This is a genomic window from Vibrio sp. 03_296 (assembly GCF_002265885.1).
This window is the reverse complement of the sequence record NZ_NPKW01001292.1, coordinates 1-357: the sequence shown is the minus strand read 5'-3', so window position 1 is coordinate 357 and position 357 is coordinate 1. Positions and strand designations below refer to the sequence as shown.

The following is a 357-nucleotide window of genomic DNA, read 5'->3' as shown; positions in this document are numbered from 1 at the left end:
GAGAGTAAAACCAGCTTGTGCACGCTTATCATAGCTTACGCTGTTCGGCAGAAATAAAAGGCCAGCTAAGCTGGCCTCAGACTGCTGACAAAGGTCTAGCTTTCGAGCTAGACCTTTGATCTAATAGGGGTATCGAAATATGGATACTCCGATATGCTTCAAGAACCCACCCCGCAACAATACGAACTGGAAATGGTGACGATGGAACAGTTAGTTCCTAAAGACCATTTAGTGCGCAAAATCGATAATGCTATCGACTTTGAATTCATTCGTGATGAAGTCGCTCATCTTTATTGTAAAGATAATGGGCGTCCACCTGTTGACCCTGTTCGTCTCTTCAAAATCATCTTGCTTGGT

General features: G+C 43.7%; 1 pseudogene. It reads left to right on the top strand.

What is annotated here, in order from left to right:
• Window positions 1-153 precede the first annotated feature (153 nt).
• A pseudogene (locus CIK04_RS31625) lies at window positions 154-357 on the top strand (IS5/IS1182 family transposase); the annotation flags it as partial.